We start from the raw sequence: 269 nt of genomic DNA, 5'->3' as shown, positions 1-269 counted from the left end.
CCACGCCTTGTCCCAGGTCGGCATCATCACCATCGCGGTGAGGAACAGGGCCAGGCCCAGCAGCACCTGGTTGGACGGCGTCTGGCCGGTGCCCAGCGCCTGGCGCAGCAGGCCCAGCACGATGATGATGCGGGTGAACGGATCCTCGGCCAGCGGCCATACGGTCACCAGCACGTTGCGCTCGTCACCCGGCAGGTCGTCGGCCAGGAAGGCGGCCACGGCTTCGACTTTCTTCGGCTGGATGCGGGTCCCCGGGCCCTTGCTTTCGA

General features: G+C 68.4%; 1 pseudogene. It reads right to left on the bottom strand.

Features of this window, described 5'->3' with window-relative positions:
• A pseudogene (locus ABGA94_RS00990) lies at positions 1-269 on the bottom strand (hypothetical protein); the annotation flags it as partial.

This window comes from Stenotrophomonas sp. 3diitr2024, assembly GCF_042136455.1.
GTDB lineage: Bacteria > Pseudomonadota > Gammaproteobacteria > Xanthomonadales > Xanthomonadaceae > Stenotrophomonas > Stenotrophomonas sepilia.
This window is presented reverse-complemented; position numbering and strand designations above follow the sequence as displayed.